This is a genomic window from Sphingopyxis sp. 113P3 (genome assembly GCF_001278035.1).
GTDB lineage: Bacteria > Pseudomonadota > Alphaproteobacteria > Sphingomonadales > Sphingomonadaceae > Sphingopyxis.
Genome location: NZ_CP009452.1, coordinates 3879899 through 3899467, shown reverse-complemented (window position 1 = coordinate 3899467; position 19569 = coordinate 3879899). Strand labels below are relative to the sequence as shown.

Sequence of the window (19569 nt, the reverse complement as noted above, 5' to 3'; positions counted from 1 at the left end):
CTCAATACGCAACTGTAGTACTAGGCCGTGGACTCATAAGCGTTGATCCAGAGGCGTGCTGAGAAGAGCTTGATGGCGGCGAGGAAGTTGTCGGCTCGCTTGTCGTATCGGGTGGCCAAGCCTCTGGCGTGTTTGAGTTTTCCGAAGAAGCGTTCGATCAGGTTGCGATATCGGTAGAGGAAGGTGCTGAACACAAAGCCCTGCCTGCGATTGCGCTTGGCGGGAATGTTGGCGAAGCCGCCTTGTGCTGTGATCCGCGCGCGGATGGCGTCGCTGTCATAGGCCTTGTCGGCGAGGAAGGTGCTGCCTTCCGGCACGGCGCCGAGCAGCGGATCAGCTTGTTTGCAATCGCTCGCCTGTCCTTCGGACAAGTGCAGCTGGATCGGCAGGCCTCGTCCATCAACCAGTGCGTGGATCTTGGTCGTCAAACCGCCGCGGGAACGTCCCATGCAGCGATTTGGGTCCCCCTTTTTAAGGTCGCACCGTGCTGGTGGACCCGGATGGAGGAACTGTCGATCATCACCAACTCGCCGTCGAAGGCATGGGAAACTGCCGTCAGCAGCCGATCCCACACACCGGCTTTGCGCCAGCGCACGAAGCGATTGTAGCAGGTGGTGTGTGGACCATAGCGTTCCGGAATATCCGCCCAGGGGCTGCCTGTGCGGAACCGCCACAATATCCCGTTGATCACCCGGCGATCATCCACACGTGGCACGCCCCGCGGCTTGTTCGGAAGCAGCGGCTCGATCACAGACCATTCGAAATCTGTCAGCTCAAAACGGCGACGCATCTCCAAGACTCCTTTCCCGAGCCTTGAATCAATCACTGCCGCCTCGCGCAACTCAGTTTATGAGTTTACCGCCTAGAATCCCATCGGTCATACGGTAGTCTCATCGATCATACGGGAGTCTTGCCGGTAGTTGGGAATCGCTTTTCCGGACGCGGGAAGGCCGTTTGAATACCAATATCGTGAATCTCTGTTCTTTATGAATATCTGGCGCCAATTACAGGCGAATAAAACCAGATTAAATTGTGCATTTTCAGATAAATATTTAATAATATTTGGATCAAATCATGATTCAGGGGAGAGGGTAAATGAAGAGGATTGTATCGAGAAATCTATTATTCAGTGGATCGGCTGGGGTTATGGCTCTTGCTTTGACGGCGCCCGTTCACGCGCAAGTCGGCCAGCCGGTTCCGGTTTCCGACGTCGCGCCTTCCACGGACGAAACCGTTTCGGGATCCGGCTTCGAAGAGATCGTCGTCATGGCGCAGAAGCGGTCGGAAAATATTCTCGACGTTCCGATCAGTATCACGGCGTTGTCGTCCAGCGACCTCGAAAAATCGGGCGTCACGAACATCGTTGAGCTTACCGCGGTGGTGCCCGGACTTAAAATGGATCGCGTCGGCGGCGTCATCCTTCCTGCCATTCGCGGCATTTCGACGTTCACCACGACTGGCGGCGTCGAACCGAACGTCGCCACCTACATCGACAATGTCTATATCGGGGGCTCTGCCGGGTCGCTCATGCAGTTGCCTGACGTAAGCCGGGTAGACGTGCTGAAGGGTCCGCAAGGAACCTTGTTCGGCCGCAACGCGACGGGCGGCGCCATCCAGGTCTTTACCAAGGAACCCAATCTGACTGAAGCGGAAGGCGATTTCAGCATCGGTTACGGCAATTTCGACACCCTCACGCTCAAGGGATTCGTCACGGCGCCCGTTGTGGTCGACAAGCTTGCCATCAGCGTCAGCGGCTACAGGGAAACCGCCGACAATTATAATAATAACCTGACGCCGAACGTGCCTTTGCAGGACACGCATAATTATACGGTCCGCGGCAAGATCCTGCTCACGCCCACCGAGGGCACCAGGCTTCTGTTCTCGGCAGCCTATATCAGGCAAGCCGATCCTTCGACCCTGTTGTTTTCGCCGCTTGACGGCCTCACAGTTGCCAAGGGCGTCCCGGGCGCAATTTTTCCGACCAAGCCCTATGAAGTCGCATCGAACGTTCCGTTGCTGTCTAGGCAGAACGCAAAGCTTGTCAGCCTCCAGTTCGATCAGGAGACATCGCTGGGCGACTTCACTCTGATCGGCGCATGGAAGCGCTCCTATGGATATAGCGTGACCACGGCGACGGGCTTTGCCTATCCCGCGCCTTTCACGGGAATCCACTACGCGATCTCCGGAAACGATAGCTCCAAACAGGCCGAATTGGATTTCGCGTCGCGGAAATTCGGTAACTTCAGCTTCGTTCTGGGGGCGAACTATTATCAAAATCGGTCCGCCGCGGATCCGAGCAATATCATTCCGAACACCCCGACCAGCAATTTCGCCATCACCGTCTTTGGTGGCCAGACAGCGAAGGCCTATGCCTTTTTCGGGGAAGCCACCTATGAACTCACCGACCAGCTGAGCATTGTGGGGGGGCTGCGCTACAGCAGCGAGAAGCGCGGCGTTATCGGGTCGATCGTTCCCGGCACCGTGCCGGCGGGCGGCGAAATGTATGAGTGGGCAAGCCGCAACTTTTCCAACGTCGATTACAAGGTATCGCTTCGCTACGAAATCGCGCCCGATGCCAATGTCTATTTCACGCATAGCACGGGGTTCAGGAGCGGGAATTTCGACAATTTCAGCATACCCTTCGGGCAGTCGCCGACCTCCTGCGCCGCTCTTCCCGGTGGATGCGCCACGCCCGTGTCGGTGGAGCCGGAAAAGCTCATCGCCTATGAGGTCGGCGTCAAGGCGGAGCCGACGCCGTGGCTGCGCGTCAATGCGGCGCTCTATGCTTACAAGCTGAAGGACATCCAGATCCTGTCCTTCCGCGACGTCTGCCTGACGGGGAACTGTCCTCCGGATCCGACGACACCGACGGGCACCCTTTCAAACGCGGCGAGCACGTCCATCTACGGCGCGGAAATCGATGTCGATATAAGGGTGACCGACGAGCTGCGGGTCCAAGGCAGCGTGTCTCTGCTGGACGCCACTTTCTCCGATTATCCCAATGCGACTTGGAACGTGCCGGCGCCGGGCGATCTTGGGCTCGTCCAGACACCGATCATGTCGGCCAACGGCAAGCAGGTGCCGCGTGCGCCCAAGGCGACGCTCAGTCTGTCAGCGACCTATAGCAAGGAACTGCCGGCCGGCCTGTTCTCGTTGACGGCGAATGGTTATGCATCGGAGAGGATCTATTTCGACGTCGGTAACGTCTTCTCCCAACCCTCCTATGCGACACTGGGTCTGCGCGCCTCCTTCTCGCCGTCCAGCTTTCCCGGACTGACCGCGTCGGTGTGGGGAAACAACTTGACCAACAACTCAGTGATCCTGTCGACATTTCTCAACTCCAACGCCGCACTCGCATCCTATGCTCCGCCAAGAACATATGGCGCGACGCTCAGCTACAAGTTCTGATTGGCATTATCATCGTCCCCGAGCGGCCGGCGCGGCTCGGGGACGAATTTATCGGGAGAAATGATCATGTCCTTTGGGGTCGGATCCAAGTCCATCTGTTCGCGTCGGTCCGCCTTGCACGGCCTGGCGATGGGGGGCGCGGCGCTCGCCGCGCCGCGTGCCTTTGCCGCCGCGACCCATGCGCCGGTTGTCGAAACTGCGGCCGGAAAGGTGCGCGGCGCCCGGTCGGGTGAGGTCTTCGTCTTCAAGGGCATTCCCTATGGGGCGCCGGTCAGCGGCGTCCGTCGCTTCCTGCCGCCGCAAAAGGCCGCTCCCTGGACGGGGGTTCGCGATGCCCTGACCTATGGCCCGATGGCCATGCAACTTGTTCCCCAAATCACCCCGGAGCAACGCGCGGAAGCCAATGATCCGGCCAATAATTTCATCCTCGGAAATCAGGATATTTTCAATCCGATGAGCGAGGATTGCCTGTTCCTTAACATATGGACCTCTTCGACGACCGATCGTCGCAGGCGCCCTGTGATGTTCTGGTGCCATGGGGGAGCCTTTTCTCAAGGCCTTGGTAACGCCGACTGGCACGATGGCAGCCACCTCGCCCGCGAACAGGATGTGGTTGTCGTCCATTTCAACCATCGCCTGAATATTTTCGGCTATCTGGCGCTCGATAAGATCGGCGGAGACGCCTATGCCGGTAGCGGCAATGCCGGCATGCTGGATATCGTGCTGGCGCTGCAATGGGTGCGCGACAATATCGCCCAATTTGGTGGCGATCCGGACAATGTCACCATATTCGGGCAGTCGGGCGGTGGCGCAAAGGTCAGCGCCCTGCTGGCGATGCCCGCCGCACAGGGCCTGTTTCACAAGGCCATTGTGCAGAGCGGCTCCATGATCCGCGCGCAAACGATGGAAAATGCCGCGCTCGCCGCGCACGCGGTGATTCGCAAGCTCGGTCTTGATCCAAAGCGGGTTGGCCGCCTCGCCGAGGTGCCGTCGCAGGAGCTTTTGAAGGCCTATCTGCATGCCACGGCTGCCGGTCACGATTTCAGACCGGTCGTCGATGGCGACGTGCTCCCGCATCACCCCTTCGACCCGGTTGCGCCTTCGATTTCGGCCGGTATTCCCATGATGATCGGCACGACCCGCGACGAAAACCGGATCGAGCTGTGGAGCACGCCCTGGTTCCGCGGCAATCCCGATGCGCTGGCATTGGACGAAGCGGGCCTCCGCCGCGAACTCGGAATCTTGCAGATCGCGCGGGAAAAGATCGAAGCGCTTGTTCAGTCATATCGGTCGCGGCGACCGGATGCTTCGCCGGCCGATATCTACTTCGCGATCAAGACGGATACCTCTTTCCATGCCAACGCGATTCTTCAGGCCGAACGCAAGCAGGCGCAGGGCACGGCGCCCGTTTTCACATACCTGTTCAACTGGGCAGAGCCGAGCGGTCGCTATGGAGCCGCTCATGTCGTGGACGTACCATTTGTCTTCAACACGATCGATCGTGCCCCCGGTCTGAGCGGACCGGACCCCGACCCGCGCTTCTACGAGCTTGGACGAACGGTCAGTACCTCATGGGCGACGTTCGCCCGCACCGGCAAGCCGGGCTCGCCGGGCCTTCCGGACTGGAGGCCGTTCACAATCAGGGACCGGGAGACGATGGTCCTGGATTATGACAGCAAACTGGTCAGCGACCCTGCTCGCGAGGATCGGCTCGCGATCGAGCGGCTTGGATCCTATAGTCGTCCGTCTCTCGGCAGCTGGATTGGCGAGGCGGGTGCCAAGTCGGATTGACGCGAGTTCTTGGTGCGGCGCGCTTTCCGGCACCTAAAGGCCTCAAGGTGCGGACAGCCCGCCGGATAGTTCAATGGGCGCAGGTCGATTGAACGACAACGCCCGCATCGCGCAGTGCGGCGATTTCATCCACGTCGATTCCGCAATCGCGCAAGATCGCCTCGCTGTCCGCGCCGATTGCCCCGGGCGCGCGGTCCGGCGCCTGGCCGCGCCCGGCAAAGCCGACCGGTTGCGGCAGCGTCCGCGCGATGCCTGGCGGATATGAGTCCGGAACGCCGAAGAAGCCGATCGCGTCGAGATGCGGGTCGTCCAGCAGGGCTTCGGGCGTCGCAATGGCCGAACAGGGGATGTCGCGCGCGGTCAGCGCTGCCAGCCAGGCTTCGGTCGACCGGGCGGTCAAGGTGTCCGCGAGCAGCGCATAGAGTTGGTCAATACGCGATTGACGTGTCCGCCCGTCGCGAAACCACGCTTCCTCGGCGATATCCTCTCGCCCGATTTCGGCCAGGAACCGGCGCCATTGGTCGGTAGTGTAGGGGAGCACAGCGATCCAGCCGTCAGCAGTTCTGAACGGCCGGCGGTTGGCCGACAATATGCGCGGATATCCCACCGCCCCATCCTCGGCAAACGTGGCGCCGGCCAGATGTTCGTTGAGCAGGAAGGCTGTCATCGCCTCGAACATCGGCACCTCGACCCGGAACGGGCCCGCTTGCCCGCGTGCGCGCGCCGTCAGTGCAGCGAGAATGCCGTAGACTGCGTGAAGCGCCGCGACCTTGTCGGCGATGATGGTTGGAACGAATTGGGGATCGCCGCCATGGTGCATCGCCAGCCCTGCCAGGCCGCTCGCCGCCTGGATGATGTCGTCGAAGGCCGGTCTGTCGCGATACGGACCGTTCTGACCAAATCCGATGGCGGTACAATGGATGATGTCCGGATTGATCGTCGCGACTGCCTCAAAACCGATGCCCAGCCGGTCCGCTGCATCGACCCGCATATTGTGGAACAGTACGTCGCTGCTTGCAATCAGCCGTGCCAAGGCGGAACGACCCTCGGAGCGCTTGAGGTCTAGCGCTAGCATCCGCTTGTTGCGGTTGTTGTTGACGAACAGGGCGCCCCCTCCGGGGCCTTGGGGGTGGGCATCGCGCGCGATATCGCCTTCGGGCGGTTCAACCTTGATCACTTCGGCGCCCAGATCAGCCAGAATCTGGCCGGCATAAGGGCCCAACACAACGGCGCCGATTTCGATGATGCGCACTCCGCTTAACAATGTTTGCATGGATTCCATCTCCTGGCACTTGACTCCTGTTTCCATATTGAGACAATAATGTCCATACACAGAGAATGTGGAGATTGTGATGGCCAGTCCGTTCAGATTCGATCGTTTGTACATCGGGGGGGAATGGGTGGATCCCATCGATGGAGGCATGCGCCCCAGCATCGATCCGTCGATCGGCCAACCATGGGGCGACGTCGCCTATGGCGGGCCCGCCGACATCGATCGTGCAGTTGCTGCGGCAAAGGCGGCGTTCGAGGGACCGTGGCGCAAGATGCCGCCGTGGGAACGGGCCGCCCTCTTGCGCAAGTTTGCCGACATTTACGCCACGCGGGTCGACGAACTCGCGCGGATCGAAGTGACAGACAACGGCCGCGCCATTCGGGAATCGCGCGCCGATATCGGCATGCATGCTCAATATTATCATTGGTTCGCCTCCCTTGCCGACAAACTCGGCGGCCGGACGATTCCAATGGACGACAGCGTCCACGCCTTTACCACGCGCCACCCGGTCGGCGTGGTCGGCGCGATCATGCCGTGGAATGTCCCGCTGATGGGTGCCGCCTGGAAGCTGGGGCCGGCATTGGCGGCGGGGTGCACCGTCGTTCTCAAGCCCGCAGAATCCACCCCCGCCTCGTCACTGGCGCTCGCGCATCTGTTCGAGGAAGCGGGCTTCCCGCCCGGCGTGCTCAACGTTGTGCCCGGCGACGGACCGACGGCGGGCGCCCGGCTGGTCGAGCATCCCGATGTCGCAAAAGTCAGTTTCACGGGCGAAGGCTCGACGGCGAAGGCGATTCTGAAAGCGGGCGCAGATACCTTGACGCGCTGTACCTTCGAACTCGGTGGCAAGGCGCCGCACATCATCTTCGCCGACGCTGATCTCGAAAATGCCCTGAATGCCGCGACGGGATCGGCATGGGCGCTCTGCGGACAGACCTGTGCTCTTGGCAGCCGGGTGCTTGTCGAACGGTCGATCTACGACCGCGTCGTCGAAGCGTTCCGCGAGCGTGCGGGCCGCGTCCGTGTCGGAATGCCGCTCGATCCGGCTACCCATATGGGGCCGCAGGCGCATCAGCAGCAGCTTGAAAAGACGCTGTCCTATGTGGCCATCGGCCGCGAGGAAGGCGCCGAACTGGTGGCTGGCGGTAGTCGCATCGACCGCGACGGCTTGGCGGGCGGCTATTTCGTCGAACCGACCGTCTTTGCGGGCGTGTCAGGCGGAATGCGGATCGCGCAAGAGGAAATCTTCGGCCCGGTCGCGTCGCTGATTCCATTCGACGATGAGGAAGAGGCGATAGCGATCGCCAATTCGACGCCTTATGGTCTCGCCGCCGGCCTCTGGTCGGGCGACACCGGCCGCGCGCACCGCGTCGCGGCGAGGATCGAGGCGGGCATGGTGTGGGTTAACACCTATCGATACATCCGCTGGTCGACCCCCTATGGCGGCGTCAAGGCCAGCGGCTGGGGCCGTGAGAACGGCATCGAAGGGCTCGATCCCTTTCTCGAAACCAAAACCACCATCGTATCGACGACGGGTCGGTTCCCCGACCCCTTTGCGTCCTGAGGAGAGAATCCATGCGTCTCAAAAGCAAGCTTGTTGCTGTCACCGCCGCCGCGTCGGGCATGGGTCGCGCAGGAGTTGAACGCTTCGTACGAGAAGGCGCGCGCGTCGCGGCGATCGATATCAATGCCGATGCGCTCGATGCGCTTGTTGCCGATTTTGGAGCCGACAAGGTGGTCCCGATCGTCGCCGATCTCGTGGACCCCAGCGGTGCGAAGGACAGCATCGATCAGGCGGCTGCAGCGCTCGGTGGGCTTGACATCCTCTGGGCGCATGCGGGCATGCCGGGTCCCGCATCGGTCGAGGATCTCGACCTAATCGCCTATGATAAAGCGATCGCGCTCAACGTCACCTCCGCGGCGCTCGGTGCGGGCAAAGCCGCGCCCTACATGCGCGCGCGGGGCGGCGGCTCGATCCTGTTCACCGCCTCGGTCTCGGGCCTTGTCGGGTCGATGATGAGCCCGATCTACTCGGCCGCGAAGTGGGGCGTTGTCGGACTGACCAAGAGCCTCGCGCTCGCCCTCGCTGCCGACAACATCCGTGTCAACGTCGTCTGTCCGGGCCTTGCCGACACGCCGATGAAGGTCGGCTTCACCGGTCGCAGCGGCGACCCCGCCGAGGCGGCGGCGAACGAAGCGAAGCTGATGGCGAACGTTCCGATGGGCCGCCTCGTCCAGGCGGGCGAGGTCGCCGACGCGGCGCTGTGGCTGGTGTCGGACGAGGCGAGCTTCGTCACCGGCGTCGCGCTTCCCGTCGACGGCGGCTTCACGGCGCGCTGATCGCGATGCTTGTTTCTGTCGGGCCGGATGCATTGCGCGATGCCCCGTTTCGGCCATATGGGGAGGAGCAATCCATTACAGGCGAACCAGACCATGATCGTGCGGCAGGCCGCGAACACGCTCGAAATTCTCGAATATTTCGCAAAGCGGTTGAAACCCGCAACGCCCGCGGAAATGGCCGAGGAACTGGGGTGGCCGCGATCGAGCACCTTCAAGCTCGTCGGCACGTTGGCATCGAAAGGGTATCTCTATGAGCCACGGGGACGGGGCGGCTATTATCCGAGCCCGCGCTGGCTGGTGCTCGCCGAAGCCGTGGCGGCCGCGGAACCCTTGCCCGCGCGTTTTCAGCGGCTAGCCCGCGATCTGATGGCGGCGACGGGCGAGACTGCGGCAATTGCTGCGCCGGCCGGCATTCACGCGACCTTTGTTGATGTCGCTGAATCCACCCAGCCGGTTCGCTATTTCGCCAAGGTCGGTGACCGGGTGCCGATCCACGCAACGTCGGCGGGACGTGCCTTGCTGGCGCAAATGAACCCCGACGAGCGCGAGCGGCTTTATCGAAGGATCAATTTCATCGCCTATTCGTCGACAACGCCGGTCGGTGCAGCGGAGGTCGAGGCCCGACTGGCCGAGGCGGCCGATATGGGCTGGCATCAGAGTAACACCGAATATACGCCCGACCTGGCGGGCGTGGCTCTGCCGCTTCCCTGCATCGAGCGGCGCTTGTCGGTTGTCGTTGTCGGTCCAGTGTCGCGCTGCCTCGAGCGCCGCGCCGACATGGCGGCGATCGTCAAGTCGCATCTATCAAAACTGGAATAGGGGCCGATCGAGAGGCGGGAGAAGGCGGTCGGGCCGCTTTGGACGGGAGGCCATGATATGAACGAAGACCCGCGTGAAATCATCGCCCGGACGCCGATGCGGGCGCTCCAGATCGGAATCGTCGCAATTTGCATCGCGCTCAATGCGCTCGATGGTTTCGACGTCCTCGCGATCAGTTTCGCGGCGCCCGGCATCGCAGAGGAATGGGGTGTCGACAAGGCGATGCTTGGCGTGGTGTTGTCGATGGAGTTGTTCGGCATGGCCGCGGGTTCCGTGTTAATCGGCAATCTCGCCGACCGTATCGGACGTCGACCAACGATTCTTCTCTGTCTTGTCGTAATGGCGATCGGCATGTTTGCCGCGACGCTCGCCGCCGGCGTGACGATGCTCTCCACCATCCGCTTCCTGACCGGCATCGGTATCGGCGGGATGCTGTCTTCGACCAGTGCGATGGTTGCCGAGTTCTCGAACGATCGGCGCCGCGGGCTTGCCATGGCGCTCAATATTGCGGGATACTCCACCGGGGCGATCCTCGGCGGCCTGCTGGCATCCCATCTCTTGGCGGCGACAGGCGACTGGCGTTCGGTCTTCATGCTTGGCGCCATCGCAACCACCGCGATGATTCCTCTGGCGATTCTCTTCCTGCCCGAATCGATTGAATCTCTGATCGCGCGGCGCCCCACCAGGGCGCTTGATCGGGTCAATATGACGATGCGACGGCTTGGGCGTCCCGAGGCGGGTGCACTACCACCCCCTCCCGAACGCGAGATTAATCCGACGGTGGCCTCGCTCTTTTCGAGCGATTATGGGCGCGTGACGACCCTGCTAACGATCGCCTATTTCGCACAAATCCTCTTCTTCTATTACATCCAGAAATGGATCCCGAAGATTGTGGTCGATATGGGGTTCGACCCGTCTCAGGCGGGAGGCGTGCTTGTCGCAGCGAATGTCGGCAATCTTGCGGGGGCGCTTGCCATCGGACTTGCAAGCCAAAGGGTCCCGTTGCGGCCGCTGGTCGGTGGATCGATGCTGGCAGGTTTCGCTGCCATCGGCCTTTTCGGTATTGTTGGAGCAGACCTGACCCGCCTCGCGATATCCGCCGCTATCGCGGCCTTCTTCATCAACGCAGGGGTAGTCGGCATGTACCCGATCTTCGCCCAGGCCTACCCGGCGGCGCTCCGGGCGAGTGGAACGGGATTGGTCATCGGGATCGGCCGCGGCGGATCTGCGCTCGGGCCGGTCGTTGCTGGCGCACTCTTTAGTAGCGGCAGCAGTTTGCTGGTCGTTTCTCTCACCATGGGTTTGGGCGGCCTGGTGGCGGCAACCATGATTTTCCTCTTGCCTCGGTCATTGAACAACCAGGTCACCGGGCCTCGTTAACCTGGACGCCCTGCCGGGCGAGCACCAAAACTTGGACAGTTCTGCATCAATCCGCCTGCGAAGCAACGCACTGGTCCCGGCCGCGCGCTAGACCATATCAGTGCGTTCGAACGTTGCGAGACGTAGTTCCAAGCACGAAATTTTGGGCATCATGTCTTACGCGGAGACTCAACGGAGCACTCTTGTTCCATTGCCGAGTTCGTGAAGACGCGGGAGGAAGGAGTTGGCGTGACCCGCGCCTGCCGCGATTACAATCAGCAGGAGGCCCGAACCGGCATAATGCAGCCGGAAATCGGCCAGACCCCGTTAGGACCCTCGGCCACCTCGCAGACGTGCATCAGCGTTCCGGCATGTCGAAACATCCTTAACGTCGTGGATAAATCGCTTGCCGGATGGCCGTTCCCTCACTCCGGTGCGCGCACGGGACACTGAGGCGGCCGAAATAGATGTCCACAAAGCGCGGCCGACCAAGAGTGGGGCATGAAGGTAACAAAGGTGGCATTTCCCTCTCTGTCGTCGCGCTACACAATGGTGACGACAGGGGCGGCTGCAACGCGCAGAAACGACGAAAGGACGAAGGTGCTTCAGCACATCGATGCGTCTCATCTTTCGCGGCGGTGCTCTGCGCGCTGTCTTGACCGCCGGCGCAGGAGCATCATTCGTGAATAAGGATTTGGTTGAATCCCAAACGTGGCGCCCCGGCACGATTGCGGGGCATGTTCAGTCGCTGACGATTGGAAGGTTGCTCGAAGCCTCTTTGGTAGGCGCCTCAAAGCGGCAGATTGTCTATCGCGATCAAGCGCCACTCTCTTGTAACCGTCCGATATCTACCGCGGCTGACGCTTGAGGCGTGCGGCGAGTTTGGGATCGACGACGACGTTATCGAGGAACTGGTGCCATGATTTGGTCGTGCGGCGTGCGTCGCGGATCATGTCGGCCAGTTCTTCGACACCATGATCGGTGAGCGCGGCGATCGCCGCGTCCGGGCCGGTGTAGACGCTGATGATGTTGCCGTAGCTCAGGTTGTCATCGTTCGAGACGATAGCTTCCAGCAGCTCTGCGTCTTCCTCGAGCATGGTGGCGACATAGTCGAGGGTGCGGACGTAGGTGATTGTGCCCATCAGGCGGCGATCGCCTGGCGAGTGACGAGCGGCGACCAGTTCCAGGGGAGAAGCTCGTCGATCCTGTTGATCTTGTGGTCGTGGATGCGATCGAGCAGATCGGTGATGTAGGCTTGGGAATCGAGGCCGTTCATCTTGGCGCTTTCGATGAGTGTCATGGCGCGGGCCAGCGTCTCAGCGCCGGCCTCGGAGCCGGCGAACAGCCAGTTCTTCTTGCCCAGACAGATCGGCCTGACGGCGCGTTCGGCCGCATTGTTGTCGATGGCGACGCGGCCATCATCGAGAAAAAGGCTGAACGCGTGCCAGCGGCCGAGAGCATAGCGAAATGCCTTGGCCAGATCCCCCTTGGCCGGAATCCGGGTGAGCTGCATCTGGGCCCAGGCATGCAAAGCCTCGAGCCTGGGCCTGCTCAGCTCCTGTCGCACGGCACGCCGAACATCGGCGGGCTTGCCCGCGATGTCGCGCTCAATGTCGTAGAGCTGTCCGATCCGCTCGAGCGCTTCGTGAGCGATCGGAGATCTTTGTGACTTCCAGATGTCGTGGAAATCCCGTCGCCAATGGGCAAAGCAGGCGGCCTCGCGAAAGCGGGGCTCTCCATCCGTGTCGGGTTGGTAAAGCTTCGAATAGCCCTTGTAGGCGTCAGCCTGGAGAATGCCGCGCGCATGGCGAAGATGGTTCTGGACATGCTCGGCTTTCCAGTTGGGGGCATAGCGATAGACGACCCCGGGCGGCGCGGTGCCCGCCCAGGGGCGCTGATCCCTCACATATGCCCACATCCGGCCTTGCATCACCCCTTTGCCGATGCCCTTGGCGCGGCGTTCGGGCGCCAGTACGCGGATCGGTGTGTCGTCGGCGTGCAGAATGTCGCTGCCAAGGACCGTGGCCTCGATCGCGTCAATCACGGGCTGCAAGACCCGCATCGATCGGCCGCACCAGTCGGCAAGTGTGCTGCGCGGGATATCGGCGCCCATACGGTTGAGGATCTCGTTTTGCCGGTATAGCGGCAAATGATCGTCGAACTTGGAGACGAGCACGTAGGCAAGCAGACTTGCCCCGGCGATGCTGCCGGGGATCGGCCGGCTCGGGGCCGGTGCCTGAACCATCTTCTCACAGCAGCGGCAGGACTTCTTCGGGCGGGCGACCTCGATGACCTTGAGCTTTGCCGTGATCATCTCGAGGATCTCGCTCACGTCCTCGCCGACCAGGCGCAGCTCACCGCCGCAATCGGGGCAGGTGTTGCCGAAATCAAGCTCGCGGCGCTCGCGCGGCGTGTCTGCCGAGACGCGGGGTCGCCGCGATGGGCGCGGCGTGGGGTCCGTGTCGGAGGGAGCGGTCGCGAGATCAGGGTCGGGATCGTCCTGATCGCTTGCTACGGGGGCCTGCTGTGCGACGGAGACGAGCACGTCTTCGAGCGCGAGCTCAAGTTGTGCGATCTCGCGCTCGATCTTCTCGGAGGACTTGCCGAAGGCTTGCTTCTTCAGCCTGGCGATCTGCAAGCGGAGGGCCTGGACGACCAGGTCATGGGCGCGCAGCGTGGTCGTCAGCTTCGCGTTCTCGGCCTGCAACGCAGCGATCATCGCCTTGAGGAGGGCGGGATCTTCGGGAAGATCGGGGGCCGCGTTCAGCATGGCCTTTGCTACGGAGAAATGGCCTGAAAGTCCAGAAAAACCGCCACTTTCCAAAAAGAAAAGTCACCCTGCGCGTGCTGGCGGCGCGCCCCAGTCGGGGCGCCTCCAATCGATCCCTTCCCACAGCATCGCGAGCTGGGCCGAGGTCAGCCGGGCCGTTCCGTCGGCTGCCGACGGCCAGGGAAAACGGCCGCGCTCGAGAATCTTGTAATAAAGGCAAAACCCCTGGCCGTCCCAGTAAAGCAGCTTCAGCCTGTCGCCGCGCCGGCCCCGAAAGGCGAATACGGCACCGCTCGCGGCTTGCTGGCGCAGCACCGTCTGGGCCAGCAGGGCGAGGCCCGAAATCCCTTTGCGCATATCAGTGACGCCGCAGGCGAGGTACACCCTCACACCAGTTCCTGGCCCGATCATGCAGCTTCCACCGATCGGATGAGCCGGATCAGGACCGTGCTCTCAATGCCACTGTCGAAACGAAGACACCGCCCCTGTGTCAGCCCCAGCTCGACAATCGAGGGCGACGCCGCCGAGGCTTCGCGTGCGGGCGGAGAGGCGGGCCCCGCGTTCAGCATCGGCGCATCGATGTCGACCTGCAAGAATGCGCTTCCAACCGGCGCCGGTAGCCGCCCGCTCTTCCTGAACTGATGGCGCCAGGTATAAATCTGGCTCCGCGACACATCGTAGCGCCGGGCAACGCGCGCGAGCGTCTCGCCGCGCGCCTCCACCGCCGCCAGAATCTCCAGCTTCTCCGCTTCACTCCATCGCCGCCGCCGTTCCCGGCCCAGAATCTCCACCGTCCGTCCCTCGCTCTCGAACAGGACGTCCATAACGACGTCCTTATGGACGTCACTTACCCACTCACATCAATCCTCGGCAGGCGGCCTCAATCGGTCGGTTACACTCTCTTATGCCGGCCTGCGGGAATATGTCGGCCGATTGGCTTCTCTCTTGCACAATTATGGTGTCGGACTTGGTGACACGGTTGCCATTCTGGATTGGGATAGTGACCGCTATCTCGCGGGCTATTTTGCGATACCCATGATGGGTGCGATACTGCAAACGGTGAATATCCGGCTGTCGCCCGATCAAATCCGGTATACGCTCCAGCAAAGCCGCGCTTGTGTCCTGATCCTTCACCATAGACTTCGCACCCATTGTCGAGGCTATCCGACACGAACTTCCCCACGCTCGTCACTTTTTCCTGATCGGAGAAACTTGCTGCGATCACTTGCCCAGCTGGAGCGACGGCTTCTACGAGGATCTGCTAGCCAGTTCGGATGCACGGTTTCCGTTCGACGAGGCGCTCGACGAGAACCGTATCGCGACGACTTTTTATACCACCGGTACGACCGGGCTCCCCAAAGGCGTACACTTCACACATCGTCAAATCGTTCTTCATAGCCTTTCGGTCGCGGCTGCGCTCGGAGCTGACGGTCAGGTGGGGTATCGCGACGTTTACATGCCGCTTACTCCAATGTTTCATGTCCATGCCTGGGGACTACCCTATGTCGCGACAATGCTCGGGTTGACCCAAATCTATCCAGGTCGCTACGAGCCTTCGCGGATTGTCGATCTGTACGAGCAGCATGGCGTGAGCCTCTCGCACTGTGTGCCCACAGTGCTGCGCATGGTCATTGACGCGGCCAATTGTCGGGGGAGTGCTCTCGATGGCTGGAAGATGTTGATTGGCGGATCGGCATTGTCGCCGGATCTCCTTCAGGACTCTCGGGCCTTGGGACTTCAGCTCGTCGCCGGGTACGGAATGTCCGAAACCGGGCCGGTCGTAAGCCTGATGCGGACATCCTCACTCGGCGAAAGCGATCATAGCGCAGCGCGAAGCGGCTATCCCATCCCCCTGGTGACCGTATCCGTCGTCGATGAGACGATGCAACCGGTCCCCCGGGACGATAATAGTAAGGGCGAACTTGTTGTCCGATCGCCTTGGCTGACCCCGGCCTATATCGGCGATGAGACCGCTTCCGAGCAATTGTGGCGCGGGGGATGGCTCCATACCCAGGATGTCGCGACTTGGCACGAAGACGGCTCGCTGCAAATTCGCGACCGCATCAAGGACGTGATCAAGAGTGGGGGTGAATGGATCTGTTCGCAGACGCTGGAGGTGTTGATCTCGGCCGACCCCGACGTTTCACAGGTCGCTGTCGTGGGGGTGCCCCATCCGCAATGGCAGGAGCGCCCCGTTGCATTCCTGGTCCCGCGAAAGGGAGCCAAGCCCGATGAGGCGCGGATTATGCGACGTCTTGATGCTGCGATCGAGCGCGGAGAGATCAGTCGCTACGCCAGGCTCGATTATATCGAGATCGTTGAGGATCTTCCGCTTACGAGCGTAGGCAAGATCGACAAGAAGGCAATCCGCACGCGGCTTCATGAGCGTTCGACCGACCGTAGCGCGGCTGCCGTGCCGACTTGAGAGGATGCGGACGTCGGATCTCTCATCGCGTGCCCCATTCACGAGACAATCAGGAGCCAGCGAATGCCTTCTATGCACAAATTGCGCAATGGCCATGAACCATGCCTCAACGGCTGGTCCATGATGCCATCGCCCGTAGCGATCGAGGCCTATTCCAGGCTCGGCTGGGACAGCATCACCATCGACATGCAACATGGCTGGTGGGGCTATTCCGAGGCCGTGACCGCGCTCGCCGTCTTGCAGGGAGTGTCGGTCGCCTCCTTCGTACGCGTTCCCACAAATGAGCCGGGAGTGGTCGGGCGCATGCTCGATGCGGGTGCCGACGGCATCATTTGCCCCATGATCAACTCGGCCGAGGATGCCAGGCGTCTGGTGCGCCATGCTCTATATCCGCCCTTAGGCGAGCGGTCATGCGGCCCGGTTCGGGGAGCGCCGTTCCCGCCGACCAGCGCCAATCCGCAAGGCGAAGCGAACCAGCACATTGTTCTCCTCCCGCAGATCGAAACGCGCGATGCGGTCGACAACGCAGAAGCGATAATGGATACGCCGGGAATAAGCGGCATCTATGTTGGCCCAAGTGATCTTGGACTGTCGATGGGACTGCCCGCGATCCTCGATCGGACCGAAGCAGAAATACTTCGGACTTATGAGAACATCGTGGCAGCGGCTAAGGCGCGGGGCCAGATCGCCGGCATCCACAACCACAGCGTCGACTATGCCGGGCAGATGAAGGAACTCGGCTTTAATTTTCTAACAGTCGGAAGCGACTTTGGGCATATGCTGACCAACGGCCTGACGGATATCCGTCGGTTCGGCGCAGCCCCCGGGCCGGTGGCGCATTCAGCCTACTGAAGGGCGCGCCGTCCCTCGGAGGAGCCTATGAAGGCGGGGGTGCGGATTCCGATGTGATCGCGCGCAGCGTTCCGATTTGATCGCGCGCAGCGTTCCGAGATGATGGCGCGCGGCGTTCCGAGAATTATCCGCGCAGCGTTCCGATGTGATCGCGCGCAGTTTTCGAGATGGAGAATCCTGATCGTAGGACCATTTTTCCGGTTGTTTAGCGACTGGAGGAATGGATGCCGACGAGGAGGATTGCGATGCGCCATGTGCGCGAGATTTTGCGTCTGAGCCTGGCAGGGCTGTCGACGCGGGTAGTCAGTGAGCGGGTCGGGGTTAGTCCGACGACGGTTCGCGATACGTTGAAGCGGTTCGCGCGCTCGGGGCTGGCATGGCCGGTTCCGGAAGCGATGACCGACGCGGATCTTGAGGCGCGGCTCTATGGCGTCTGCGGTGTGAAGCCTGGTCGGCGCAAGCAGCCGGAGCCGGACTGGTCTGTGGTGGCGCGCGAGCTGAAGCGCAAGCACGTGACGCTGCAGATTCTGTGGGAGGAGTATATCGCGGCGAACCCGGACGGTTACCGGTACAGCGGGTGGTGCGATCTGTTCCGGCGCTGGGAGGGCCGGTTGCCGCTTGTGATGCGGCAAGCCCATGCGGGCGGCGAAAAGATGTTCGTCGATTATGCAGGAGACAAGGTGCCGGTGGTGGTGAACCGCCGAACCGGCGAGGAGCGTGCGGCCCATTTGTTCGTCGCGGTGCTCGGCGGTTCGAGCCTGTCCTTTGCCTGCGCCTCATGGAGCGAGCAGTTTGCCGACTGGATCGAGGCGCACAATGCCGCCTTCGCTTTCTTCGGCGGCGTGCCGCAACTGCTGGTCCCCGACAATGCGAAAGTCGCGGTGATCAAGGCCTGTCACTTCGATCCGATGGTCAACCGTGGCTATACCGATATGGCACGCCATTACGGCACGGCGGTGCTCCCGGCGCGGCCGAGAAAACCGCGGGATAAGGCGAAAGTGGAGGCCTGCGTCAGGATCGTCGAACGCTGGCTTCTGGGCCGGCTGCGCAACCGGATTTTCTACAGTCTGGCCGAGGTGAATGCGGCGATCGCCGAATGCCTGGCTGAGCTCAACGACAAGCGGGTACTGCGCCAGTTCGGCAAGACACGCCGGGAGCTGTTCGAGGAAATCGATGCGCCGAACCTGAAGCCGCTCCCGGCCGAGCCATGGGTCTGTGCGCAATGGAAGCGCTGCCGGGTCGGGCTCGATTATCACATTGCCATCGAGCGCCATCATTACTCGGTGCCGTATCGCTTCGCGCGGCGCGAGGTCGACGTCCGCGTCACCGCGCGCACGGTCGAGATCTTCCTCGGTGGCGAGCGCATCGCCGTCCATATGCGCGCTTCGGGCAACGGGCGGCATACGACGGTTGCCGACCACATGCCCTCGAGCCACCGGCGATACGGCGAGTTGACGCCGGCGAAAATCCGCGAGGAGGCGGCGCGGATCGGGCCGATGCTGTCGCTTCTGATCGAGAAGATCATCGAGGATCGCCCGCACCCCGAGCAGGGCTATCGCTCGTGCGTCGGGATTATTGGCCTTGCCCGGCGCTTCGGGCCTGAGCGCCTCGAGGCGGCCGCGCTGCGCGCGCTGGAGATCCAGGCGCGCAATTATCCTTCGGTCAAATCGATCCTCGAAAAGGGGCTCGACCAGGTTCCCGTGCGCCAGTCCCCGGAGCGCGCGCCGATCCTGCACACCAACATCCGGGGCTCTGGCTATTACCACTGAGAGGACGACAATGCTCAAACATCCGACACTTGATCAGCTGAACCAACTCGGCCTTTCCGGCATGGCGCACGCGTTTTGCGAGCTCGAACATAATGGCGATGCGACGAGCCTCAGCCATGCCGAATGGCTCGGGCTGCTACTCGATCATGAAGCAACATACCGCAACGATCGGCGTCTCGCCCTTCGCCTGCGCCACGCGAAGCTGCGCCATCATGCTGTTCCCGAAGACGTCGATTACCGTGCGCAGCGCGGGCTCGATCGCCGGCTGTTCGAGAGGCTGCTCAGGGGCGACTGGATCACCGCCCACGAGAACTGCGCCATCATCGGGCCTGCAGGCGTCGGCAAAAGCTGGCTCGCCTGCGCCATGGGCCACAAGGCGTGCCGCGACAATCGCTCCGTGCTCTACACCCGGCTGCCCCGCCTGATCGACGACCTGTCGCTCGCCAAAGGCGATGGCCGGATCGCCAGCCGCATGAAGAGCCTCGCCCGCGTCGACCTGCTCATCCTCGACGACTGGGGCCTGCAACCGCTCGACGGCAATGCCCGCCACCATCTGCTCGAGATCCTCGAAGACCGATACGGCCGCCGGTCAACGCTCGTGACCAGTCAGCTCCCGGTGGCCAGCTGGTTCGACCTGATCGGCGATCCAACCTACGCCGACGCCATCCTGGACCGCCTCGTTCACAACGCTCACCGCCTCGAACTCACCGGAGAATCCATGCGCAGGCAACTCGCCGTCGCAGCAGCTTGACCCGGCCACTAGCAA

The 19569-nt window shown here is 62.0% G+C and carries 16 protein-coding genes and 1 pseudogene; 11 read left to right on the top strand and 6 right to left on the bottom strand.

Translation table 11 applies throughout. The annotated features are described in order from the left end of the window. Window positions 1–20: 20 nt before the first annotated feature. A protein-coding gene (locus LH20_RS23090; protein ID WP_144423492.1) for an IS5 family transposase occupies window positions 21–790 on the bottom strand; the annotation gives its coding sequence in 2 pieces (ribosomal slippage) (window positions 21–475 and window positions 475–790; 771 coding nt in all). A gap of 356 nt (window positions 791–1146) precedes the next feature. Between LH20_RS23090 and LH20_RS18890 the strand changes: the two genes are divergently transcribed. Further along, entirely contained in the window at window positions 1147–3408 is a 2262-nt protein-coding gene (locus tag LH20_RS18890) for a TonB-dependent receptor (RefSeq protein WP_053555561.1), read from the top strand. Between the two features lie 66 nt (window positions 3409–3474). Beyond that, entirely contained in the window at window positions 3475–5199 is a 1725-nt protein-coding gene (locus LH20_RS18885) for a carboxylesterase/lipase family protein (RefSeq protein WP_158501169.1), read from the top strand. 70 nt (window positions 5200–5269) lie between these two features. Here the strand turns inward: LH20_RS18885 and LH20_RS18880 are convergent, their stop codons facing one another. Then, window positions 5270–6472: a CaiB/BaiF CoA transferase family protein gene (locus tag LH20_RS18880; protein ID WP_158501168.1), complete on the bottom strand. Its 1203-nt coding sequence runs from the start codon at window positions 6470–6472 to the stop codon at window positions 5270–5272. A 79-nt stretch (window positions 6473–6551) separates the two neighbouring features. Here LH20_RS18880 and LH20_RS18875 point away from each other — a divergent pair, with 79 nt between their 5' ends. The 4 genes from LH20_RS18875 to LH20_RS18860 are packed head-to-tail and all read left to right on the top strand — an operon-like array spanning window position 6552 to window position 11008. Continuing rightward, the gene (locus tag LH20_RS18875; RefSeq protein ID WP_053555558.1) at window positions 6552–8033 is read left to right on the top strand and encodes an aldehyde dehydrogenase; all 1482 of its coding nucleotides are present in this window, start codon (window positions 6552–6554) and stop codon (window positions 8031–8033) included. Between the two features lie 11 nt (window positions 8034–8044). Further along, entirely contained in the window at window positions 8045–8809 is a 765-nt protein-coding gene (locus tag LH20_RS18870) for an SDR family NAD(P)-dependent oxidoreductase (protein WP_053555557.1), read from the top strand. A 39-nt stretch (window positions 8810–8848) separates the two neighbouring features. Beyond that, window positions 8849–9628, top strand: a complete 780-nt coding sequence (locus LH20_RS18865) for an IclR family transcriptional regulator (RefSeq protein ID WP_200905395.1) — start codon at window positions 8849–8851, stop codon at window positions 9626–9628. A 57-nt stretch (window positions 9629–9685) separates the two neighbouring features. Then, window positions 9686–11008 carry an MFS transporter gene (locus tag LH20_RS18860; protein WP_053555555.1) on the top strand — a complete coding sequence of 441 codons (1323 nt, stop codon included), beginning with the start codon at window positions 9686–9688 and terminating at the stop codon, window positions 11006–11008. Window positions 11009–11835: 827 nt separating this feature from the next. Here the strand turns inward: LH20_RS18860 and LH20_RS18855 are convergent. The 4 genes from LH20_RS18855 to tnpA form a co-directional block, all read right to left on the bottom strand. Beyond that, a complete protein-coding gene (locus LH20_RS18855; protein WP_053553105.1) occupies window positions 11836–12129 on the bottom strand; it encodes a hypothetical protein in 294 nt (97 codons plus the stop codon). After that, window positions 12129–13757 (bottom strand): IS66 family transposase, encoded by a 1629-nt coding sequence (gene tnpC / locus LH20_RS18850; RefSeq protein ID WP_053555554.1) that lies wholly within the window; start codon window positions 13755–13757, stop codon window positions 12129–12131. The genes LH20_RS18855 and tnpC overlap by 1 nt, the downstream gene beginning before the upstream one ends. A 63-nt stretch (window positions 13758–13820) precedes the next feature. Continuing rightward, complete coding sequence (tnpB, locus tag LH20_RS18845) at window positions 13821–14168, bottom strand: IS66 family insertion sequence element accessory protein TnpB (RefSeq protein WP_053553103.1); 348 nt, start codon at window positions 14166–14168, stop codon at window positions 13821–13823. Then, window positions 14165–14581: an IS66-like element accessory protein TnpA gene (gene tnpA / locus LH20_RS18840; RefSeq protein WP_053553102.1), complete on the bottom strand. Its 417-nt coding sequence runs from the start codon at window positions 14579–14581 to the stop codon at window positions 14165–14167. Before tnpA ends, tnpB begins: the two co-directional genes overlap by 4 nt. 109 nt (window positions 14582–14690) lie before the next feature. Here tnpA and LH20_RS24070 point away from each other — a divergent pair. From LH20_RS24070 to istB, 5 genes and pseudogenes are all read left to right on the top strand, one after another. Further along, window positions 14691–14834, top strand: a pseudogene (locus LH20_RS24070) (AMP-binding protein); the annotation flags it as partial. A 148-nt stretch (window positions 14835–14982) separates the two neighbouring features. Then, entirely contained in the window at window positions 14983–16182 is a 1200-nt protein-coding gene (locus LH20_RS18830; protein ID WP_053555552.1) for an AMP-binding protein, read from the top strand. Between the two features lie 123 nt (window positions 16183–16305). Beyond that, on the top strand, window positions 16306–17034 hold the full coding sequence (locus LH20_RS18825; RefSeq protein WP_235527028.1) for an HpcH/HpaI aldolase family protein: 729 nt from the start codon (window positions 16306–16308) through the stop codon (window positions 17032–17034). 245 nt (window positions 17035–17279) lie between these two features. After that, on the top strand, window positions 17280–18803 hold the full coding sequence (gene istA, locus LH20_RS18820; RefSeq protein WP_083455489.1) for an IS21 family transposase: 1524 nt from the start codon (window positions 17280–17282) through the stop codon (window positions 18801–18803). A gap of 10 nt (window positions 18804–18813) precedes the next feature. Continuing rightward, window positions 18814–19554 (top strand): IS21-like element helper ATPase IstB, encoded by a 741-nt coding sequence (istB, locus tag LH20_RS18815; protein WP_053552564.1) that lies wholly within the window; start codon window positions 18814–18816, stop codon window positions 19552–19554. Window positions 19555–19569 lie beyond the last annotated feature (15 nt).